Genomic DNA, 7,787 nt, shown 5'->3' on the forward strand with positions numbered 1-7,787 from the left:
GAGCGCGACCTGTACCGTACGCGCGTCCTCGCGACCGGGGCGAACTATGTCAGCCGCCCTGCCGTGGAACGGCCGACGCGTCTCACGGGCAAGCTGCGGTACAAGATGACGGCTCAGCCGTGCACGGTCGCCGGCACAGGTGACCGGCTCGACGCACAGTTCGATGACCCCCAGCGCGCCGTGACCCCGGGTCAAGCGGCTGTATTCTACGACGGCGATGTGGTGGTTTGCGGCGGCACCATCGAACGGCAGGCAGTCTAGAGGGTCCCGCGCACCCAATACCCCTGCCCCGGAGCGAACATCAGCCCTGAGACTCTCTGCGTACGAGTGTGTGCACGAGGACTGTTGGCGGCAGAGCGACTCTTCCGTGCCGGCGGAGACTCCGCAGCGCCGTTCTGGAGAACATTCCTTGCATACGGCAGGCGGTGACCGTCGAGCCGAGGGCAACGCGAAGGGGTTTTGCGCGTTGACCGGACACGCGGGCGGCAGGGGTTCGGCCGACTTGGGAGAAGAAGCTGTACTGAAGTCATGCGCCCCACGGGAGGTCGCACATGAGCGATAGGGACAATGATTGTGGAGTCATCAGCTTCCTCGTAGGCGTCGGCCTCGGCGCCGCCGCCGCGGCGGCGGCGGTGATCCTGTACGCGCCGAAGCCCGGGGCCGAGATCCGCGGGGACCTGGCAGAGGCAACCAAGGAACTGCGCAGCCGCGCGGACAAGGTGGCGGAGCAGGTGCGCGGCACCGTCCGCGATCTCGGCGACCGCGTCAAGGAAGATCTGGACACGGCCGTGGCGACCGCCAAAGAAGCGGCTGCGGCTCGTCGCGCGGAACTGGAGCAGAAAGTCAAGGGCGAGTGAGACTACCATGGACAGGCAAACCGACGTTGACCTGAGCTCGCGAAGGCTGGGGGAACGCACGGCGGTGCTGTGCATCGGCGGCGAGGTGGATCTCTACAACACCCCACAGCTCAAGGAGCAGATCCAGAGCCTGATCGAAGGCGGCGTGCGGCATTTGCTGGTCGACCTCTCGGACACACAATACCTCGACAGCACGGCGCTCGGCGCGTTGATCGGCGCGTTGAAGCGCCTACGCGAGCGCGACGGCGACTTGCGCCTCGCGTGTCCGCCTCCTCGGATTCGCAAGCTGCTCGAGATAACGCGACTGATGAAAGTCTTCGAGGTGCGCGACGACGTCGCGCGGGCTTTGGCGGAATGGGGGGAAGACGAGGGGGAAGGGCGATGAGCACGACAACTGCTTCGCGCATCGAGTTGAAGATTCCCAGTCGCCCCGAATTCATTAGCGTCGCGCGCCTTGCGGTATCCGCCGTTGCCAACCGCATGGGGTTCGACTACGACAGCATCGAGGATCTCAAGGTCGCCACGGGCGAGGCGTTGACGAACGCCATTCAACACGCGGAGACGTGCGGCGGGGGTGGTCACGAGATTGTCGTGTGCTGCGTCATCGAGTCGCAGTCGCTGGTGATCGAGGTGCAGGATACAGGGAGGGGATTCGATCCCGAGGTCCGCCGGCAAGCGTTGGAACAGGATGAACTCCAGGAGGGCGGCCTTGGGTTGCTCCTGATTGAGTCGCTGATGGACGAAGTGGTGTTCAAGACCAAACCGGGCAAAGGGACGCTGGTGCGTATGACCAAGCGCCTTCCCGCTCCCTGAAGACTGGTCAGCGACTCGCGCAACCGGACGCTGCGAGAGCCGTCACGCCACAGGCGGTAGCTCCAGCGGCCGGATCGCCCGAGGTCCTGCGGCGAACGACGGCGGCGGTGCCGTGATACCTACCGAGGTTCGTGCATTAGGGGAGCACGCAAGTGATGGCAACCTTCCTCCCGAACGAACTTTGTACGGAAGAGTCTGCGGGCATTACCGGTGCTCCGGTAATACCCGAGACTCTATAGCAGTCCATGGTCTGCCTACTGTGAGCAAAACGAGGCAAAAACCCGGCGAGGCGTCCCGCAAGGCGAAGCAGCCGACGCACCAAGAGGTCGAGCGGCTCTTCCGGGAACTCAAGCGCACCGGCGACCCACGCCTGCGCGAGCGCCTGATCCAGATGCACCTCAACCTGGTGCGCTTCCTGGCGCGCAAGTTCGCCAACCGCGGCGAGCCCACGGATGATCTCGTTCAGGTCGGCAATATCGGGCTGATTAATGCGGTGGACCGTTTTGATCCCGAGCGCGGCATCCGCTTCGCCACGTATGCGACGCCCACCATCGTCGGCGAAATCAAACGCTACTTCCGCGACCGAGGCTGGGCGATCAAGGTGCCCCGGCGCCTGCAGGAGATCAACCTCGCCGCGAACAAGGCGATAGACTCGCTGGTGCAACGGTTCGATCGCTCCCCGACCGTGGCGGAGATTGCGCAGTCGGTCGGCACCACCGAAGAGGAGACCATCGAAGCCATCGAGCTCGGCCACATGTATGAACTGGTCAGCCTGGACAGCGAGGCGGGGCAGCCTGACGACGAATCGCACACGGTCCTGGCCGATTACGTCGGCGAGGATGACTCCTTGTTCGACGAGATCGGGGCGCGCTCGAGCCTGGTGGATGCGCTCAAGCGCCTGCCGGAGCGAGAGCGCCAGATCATCGAGCTGCGCTTCTTCCGCAACATGTCACAGACCGATGTCGCGCAGCGGCTGGGGATCTCGCAGATGCACGTCTCGCGGCTGCAGCAGAAGGCCCTCGCCCGCCTGCGCGAGTTCGTGCGCGGGGAGCAGTAGCCCCGTTGTACCCCACCGCCGGCTCGTCCTGCCCGGTTACCCAACACCGGCCACACATCCCTTTCCGCGGCAGGTCAGTGTCCCAAGCGCTGTCCGCACAAGCCTCGCGCCGGCGCGCTTGCGCGCGCCAGGTGCTTCTGTTAGAATGGCCCAGACACCGTCGTTGGTGAGGGTTCTCATGTCCGATTCGCAGGCCAAGACCCGCTGGGAGAGTGCCGGGATGCTCGCCGGCATCGTTGTTTTCCTGCTCGGCGTCGTGCTGCTCATGCTGGTCTTCGTATGGACTTTCGCGCTGTTCCAGGATGCCAAGCAGACCGTGTCGCTCGCGTCCGCCAAGCCCATCGACGCGCCATTGCCGACCGTCGTCGCAGGGATCGGGTTCCAGGTGGCGCTGCTCTTCGTGATGGGCTACGTCGCATCTCTCATCGGGAGCAAAGGCCTTCAGCTCTACGGCGTGTGTCGGGGAGTGAGCCCGCGATGACCGCCCTGCTGGCGGTTGACGTCGGCAACAGTGAGACCAAGCTCGGATTGCTCGAACAGGAGCGGCCGCGGACAGAACTGCACTTCCCGACCGGAGCCCACGAGCCGTCGGAGTCCATCGCCGATTTGGTCGCGCGCGCGCCGGTCCGGCCTGCGGCAGCTGCGATGTGCAGCGTGGTGCCTGCGGCGACCGAGATGTGGCAGATCGCCCTGCGAGATGCCGTCGGCGCGGAGGCGTTCGTCGTCGAAGGTGATACGGACGTCGGCATGCGCAACTGCTATGCCGAGCCCGCCACCCTCGGTCCCGATCGCCTAGTTGGTGCGCTCGCAGCCCGCGAGCTATACGGCGCCCCGGTGATCGTCGTTAGCCTCGGCACGGCAACCGTAATCAACGTCGTTTCCCGCACCGGGGAATTCCTCGGCGGCGCGATAGCTCCCGGTGTCGAGACCTCACTCGCCGCCCTTGAGGAGAAGGCGGCACGGCTGCTCCCGGTGCGCTTCGAGGCCGCGCCCCGCGTGATCGCCAGCGATACTCGCAGCGCCATGACCGCCGGCGCCTTCTTCGGCGTGCTGGGCCAGGTCAAGGAGCTGCTCGCCAGAGCGCGCGCCGAGTTGGGCGAACCCGCGCCCGCCGTGCTTACCGGCGGCCGGGCGGAACTCATCGCGCGGGAACTCGACAATATCGCGGGCGTCGAACCCGCACTCAATCTCATCGGACTGCGCCTCGCGTGGGCCTATCACGAGGAAGCCGCGAGCCGCACAGAATAGCGCGAACGGTTACTGCGCCAACGGTTGCAGCACCGCAGGAGCACGCCGCACGGTGGGCCACGACATGAAGCAAGTCGTCAGCGTCAGCCTCGGATCGTCGCGCCGGGACAGCGACGTCGAGGTTGAACTCGCCGGCCATCGCCTGCACATCCGGCGCATCGGTACCGATGGCGACCCAGCCAAGGCTCTCGAGCTGATCGAGCGGCTCGACGGCACGGTGGATTGCTTCGGCCTAGGCGGCGGCGACCGCTATCTCGTCGCCGGCAACCGCCGCTACGAGATGAAGGCGATGGCGCGACTCGCCCGCGCCGCGCGGCGCACCCCGGTCGTGGATGGGAGCGGCTTCAAGGAGACGCTCGAACCACATCTGCTCCGGCGCCTGGTCGAAACAGGACAGCTCGATGTGCGCGGCAGGGAGACGCTGCTGGTGAGCGCGGTTGATCGCCCCGGCATGGCGCGAGTGCTGCCCGAATTGGGCGCGCGAGTGACGTACGGGGACCTCATCTTCGCGCTCGGCGTTTCGATTCCGCTGCACTCCCCGCGGGTAATATCCTTTCTGGGCATGCTCGTCTTGCCCGTGCTGTGCCGCATGCCGATGTCGGTCGTTTATCCCACCGGCGACAAGCAGGACTCCTCAGTCGCGAAGTACAACAAGTACTTCCATCGGGCGCAGGTCGTCGCCGGGGACTTCCATTTCATACGGCGCTACTTGCCGCCGCACATGGATGGGCGCACGGTCATAACGAACACGATCACTGCGGATGACGTGACGCTGCTGCGCGCCGCCGGCATCAGCAGGCTCATCACGACGACGCCCGCGTTCGGCGAGCGCTCCTTTGGGACGAATGTGATGGAGGCGGTGCTGGTGGCCATCTCCAACCGGCGCCCCGAGGAGCTGTCGGGCCAGGACTATCTGGAGTTGTTGCAGCGTCTCGGGCTGTCGCCGCGGGTCATCGATCTCTAGGGGCACCGTGCTGTTGCGAACGCACGAGCAATTCTCACTTCACACGAGCGTGGATTCCCGGTCATGAGCGTGGGTCACTTTGGGTTCATCATCCACCCCCTCTCCGTTAAGGAGGACATGGCGCGCAAGTACGCCGTTGCGCGCTATCTGCCGACGCGCCTGCTCGAGTGGGGACTGAAGCGCATGTCCCCGATGATGGTCTCTCACATCACGGGCGTCGCGGGCTGCGACGGGGCGCGCGCCGAAGGGGTTTTCGTCGGGTGTCCTCTCGGCCCGCGGCAGATGCTCGAACTCGATCCCGCGTACGTCATCGGACGTATCATCGAGGCGGGGAAACTGGCGCAGGACGCGGGCGCCCGGATCGTCGGTCTGGGGGCGTTCACGTCGGTCGTTGGGGACGCTGGAGTGAGCATCGCCCGCGGCCTCGACATAGCGGTCACGACAGGCAACAGTTACACGGTGCACACCGCCATCGAGGGCGCGCTGGAGGCGGCGCGGCTCATGGGGCTGGACCCCGCCCGGTCGGCCGCCGCGGTGGTCGGGTGCACCGGGTCGATCGGCCGCGTCATCTCGCAAATGCTGGCGGCGGTTGTGCCGCATCTGATTCTCATCGGCCGCGACGAGCAGCGGCTGCGCGAAGTGGCCGAGCAGACGCGAGGCCCAGCACAGGTCGCCACCTCCACCAACACCGCCGACTCGCTCCACGCAGCGGACATCGTGGTCACCGTGACGAGCGCCGTGGACACGGTCATCGAACCGGAGTTCCTCAGACCGGGAGCGGTGGTATGTGATGTCGCGCGACCGCGCGACGTGAGCAGACGCGTCGCCGACCAACGCCCCGACGTGCTGGTCATCGAGGGCGGCGTGGTCGCCGTTCCGGGCGAGGTGGACTTCGGATTCGATTTCGGCTTCCCGCCGCGCACGGCGTATGCGTGCATGTCGGAGACGATCATCCTCGCCCTCGAACAGCGATACGAATCCTACAGCCTCGGTCGCGACCTGAGCGCGGCGAAAGTGACGGAGATCGCGCAACTCGCGACAAAGCACGGCTTCCGCCTCGCCGGTTTCCGCAGCTTTGAACGGGAGGTTACGAGCGAGCACATCGAGCGCACTCGCGAGCTTGCCGAACGCGCGCGCAACCGGGGCATTCCGGGAGGATAACGATGCGGCGAACCCGTGCCATTCCAGCTGTGGCGATAGGCGTCATCACGGTCATCGCCGCAGCGCACCCGGCAGCATGCGCGCTCGCACCGCGGCCGCTCTACTCCATCTCGCCAATCGCGGCGCCACCGCACATAGACGGCCGCGTTGATGACGCGTGCTGGCAGACCGCCGCGCGCATCGGACCGTTCGTCCTGATGGGCAGCGCCGCGGACCCGACGCAGGAGACTCACGCCTGGGCGGCCTACGACGAGGGCGCCCTGTACCTTGCCTTCGAGTGCATCGAGGCCCGCATGCAAGACCTGCGGGCGGCGCGTAGCGCGCGCGACTCCGACGTGTGGCACGACGACTGCGTCGAGGTGTTTCTCGACCCGCAGCGCGACCGCCGCCACTACTTCCACCTCGCAGTCAATGCCAACGCCGCGATGTACGACGAACGGGCAGCGCTGCGACCTGACGAATGGGACGGCGAATGGCACGCGGCCGCGACCCGAGACTCGGACCGCTGGACCGTGGAAATCGCCGTTCCGTTTGCGACCCTCGGTGCCGACCCGCCGGGCGTGCTAGAGGCCTGGGGCTTCAACCTCGCGCGCGAGGAGAGACCCCATCGCGAACTCAGCCAGATTTCCCCCACGGTGGGCAGCTTTCACGACCCGGAACGGTTCGCCGATCTCGTCTTCCGCGGGCCGGGACTTCTGACCGCCTCCGTGGTATCGGCGGGCGCCCCGTCCCTCGGCCGACACCAAGCGGAAGTCCGCCTGTGCAACGGCGGCGCGCGACCGGCACGCGTGGCCCTGTGGGCGGAAACGCCAGGCGAGCGACAGCAGCGACTCGCGGTGGACGTCGCTTCCCAGACCACGCGCGTCGTCAGCGTACCCTACGAAGTCAGTGCGGAGGGGGATCTCACCCTCTCTCTCAACGCCGCCGACGCTGCGGGGTGCAGCTTGCTGCGGTCGACGCCGGTGTCGTTCCACGTCGAGCCTAACCGGCAGCGCCTCAGAGAGATCGCGCGCATGCTGCACACGCTGACCCAGCCCGCGCGCGAGCGCGGCCTTGCGCCGGAACTGGCCAAGGTGCAGCGCGACGGAGAGCGCCTTTTGGCCTACGCCACAGACCGCCAGCGTTGGGCGAGCGGCGCCCGCAGCCAGTGGGAGCGCCTGACGGCACTGGCTGATCGCCTCGATTTTCGGGCGAATCGCCTGCGGCTGTCAGCGCTCACCGCGGATCCCCAGGCTGGCTATGCCATCGGCGTGGAGTCGCCGCTGCGCAAGCTGCGGCCCGACCGGCCCTACCGCGGCCCCGTCGGGCGGCCCGCGGAACTCCGGCTGTGCCGCAACGAATACGAGCCGGTGCAGGTGGTGGTGCTTGCGTTGGACAAGCCGCTTCACCGCGTCCGCACGTATGCGACTGACCTCGTCGGGCCCGGCGGCGCGCGCATTCGCGATCACAATGTCAACCTTAATCTCGTCGGGTTCGTGCACACGCGCAAGCCGGCGTATCAGGTCGAACGCATCGGCTGGTACCCGGATCCCCTGATGGACATCGAGCCGTTCGATGTCGAGGCGGACCGCTTTCAGCCCGTCTGGGTCACGGTCTATTGCCCCGCCGCCGTGCCCGCCGGTGAATACCGCGGCGAGATCATCATCAGGCCCGACAACGCGCCGGAGACGCGCGTCCCCCTCGTTGC

Annotated in this window: 10 protein-coding genes; all 10 read left to right on the top strand. The window is 66.7% G+C overall.

Annotated elements, in window-relative coordinates; translation table 11 throughout:
- A partial coding sequence (locus tag JSV65_01135) for a tRNA 2-thiouridine(34) synthase MnmA (GenBank protein UCH34988.1) occupies positions 1–261 on the top strand: 261 nt, incomplete at its 5' end.
- Positions 262–551: 290 nt separating this feature from the next.
- Complete coding sequence (locus JSV65_01140; GenBank protein ID UCH34989.1) at positions 552–857, top strand: YtxH domain-containing protein; 306 nt, start codon at positions 552–554, stop codon at positions 855–857.
- Between the two features lie 7 nt (positions 858–864).
- Positions 865–1,242 carry an STAS domain-containing protein gene (locus tag JSV65_01145; protein UCH34990.1) on the top strand — a complete coding sequence of 126 codons (378 nt, stop codon included), beginning with the start codon at positions 865–867 and terminating at the stop codon, positions 1,240–1,242.
- Positions 1,239–1,670 (top strand): ATP-binding protein, encoded by a 432-nt coding sequence (locus JSV65_01150; protein ID UCH34991.1) that lies wholly within the window; start codon positions 1,239–1,241, stop codon positions 1,668–1,670. Before JSV65_01145 ends, JSV65_01150 begins: the two co-directional genes overlap by 4 nt.
- A gap of 73 nt (positions 1,671–1,743) precedes the next feature.
- Positions 1,744–2,727, top strand: coding sequence for a SigB/SigF/SigG family RNA polymerase sigma factor (locus tag JSV65_01155; protein ID UCH36662.1), 984 nt, complete (start codon positions 1,744–1,746; stop codon positions 2,725–2,727).
- A 178-nt stretch (positions 2,728–2,905) separates the two neighbouring features.
- Positions 2,906–3,208: a hypothetical protein gene (locus JSV65_01160; protein ID UCH34992.1), complete on the top strand. Its 303-nt coding sequence runs from the start codon at positions 2,906–2,908 to the stop codon at positions 3,206–3,208.
- Complete coding sequence (locus JSV65_01165) at positions 3,205–3,975, top strand: type III pantothenate kinase (protein UCH34993.1); 771 nt, start codon at positions 3,205–3,207, stop codon at positions 3,973–3,975. The genes JSV65_01160 and JSV65_01165 overlap by 4 nt, the downstream gene beginning before the upstream one ends.
- A gap of 64 nt (positions 3,976–4,039) precedes the next feature.
- Positions 4,040–4,939, top strand: a complete 900-nt coding sequence (locus tag JSV65_01170) for a quinate 5-dehydrogenase (protein UCH34994.1) — start codon at positions 4,040–4,042, stop codon at positions 4,937–4,939.
- A 69-nt stretch (positions 4,940–5,008) separates the two neighbouring features.
- Complete coding sequence (locus JSV65_01175) at positions 5,009–6,100, top strand: shikimate dehydrogenase (GenBank protein ID UCH36663.1); 1,092 nt, start codon at positions 5,009–5,011, stop codon at positions 6,098–6,100.
- A gap of 2 nt (positions 6,101–6,102) precedes the next feature.
- Positions 6,103–7,787 (top strand): carbohydrate-binding family 9-like protein (locus JSV65_01180; GenBank protein UCH34995.1); only part of this gene is annotated, 1,685 nt, incomplete at its 3' end.

This window comes from Armatimonadota bacterium (assembly GCA_020354555.1).
In the GTDB taxonomy this organism is placed as follows: Bacteria; Armatimonadota; Hebobacteria.

Bases quoted from the DNA above. Each gene is read 5' to 3' on its own strand.
- JSV65_01140 (UCH34989.1), top strand. From the start codon at position 552: ATGAGCGATAGGGACAATGATTGTGGAGTCATCAGCTTCCTCGTAGGC.
- JSV65_01145 (UCH34990.1), top strand. From the start codon at position 865: ATGGACAGGCAAACCGACGTTGACCTGAGCTCGCGAAGGCTGGGGGAA.
- JSV65_01150 (UCH34991.1), top strand. From the start codon at position 1,239: ATGAGCACGACAACTGCTTCGCGCATCGAGTTGAAGATTCCCAGTCGC.
- JSV65_01160 (UCH34992.1), top strand. From the start codon at position 2,906: ATGTCCGATTCGCAGGCCAAGACCCGCTGGGAGAGTGCCGGGATGCTC.
- JSV65_01165 (UCH34993.1), top strand. From the start codon at position 3,205: ATGACCGCCCTGCTGGCGGTTGACGTCGGCAACAGTGAGACCAAGCTC.
- JSV65_01170 (UCH34994.1), top strand. From the start codon at position 4,040: ATGAAGCAAGTCGTCAGCGTCAGCCTCGGATCGTCGCGCCGGGACAGC.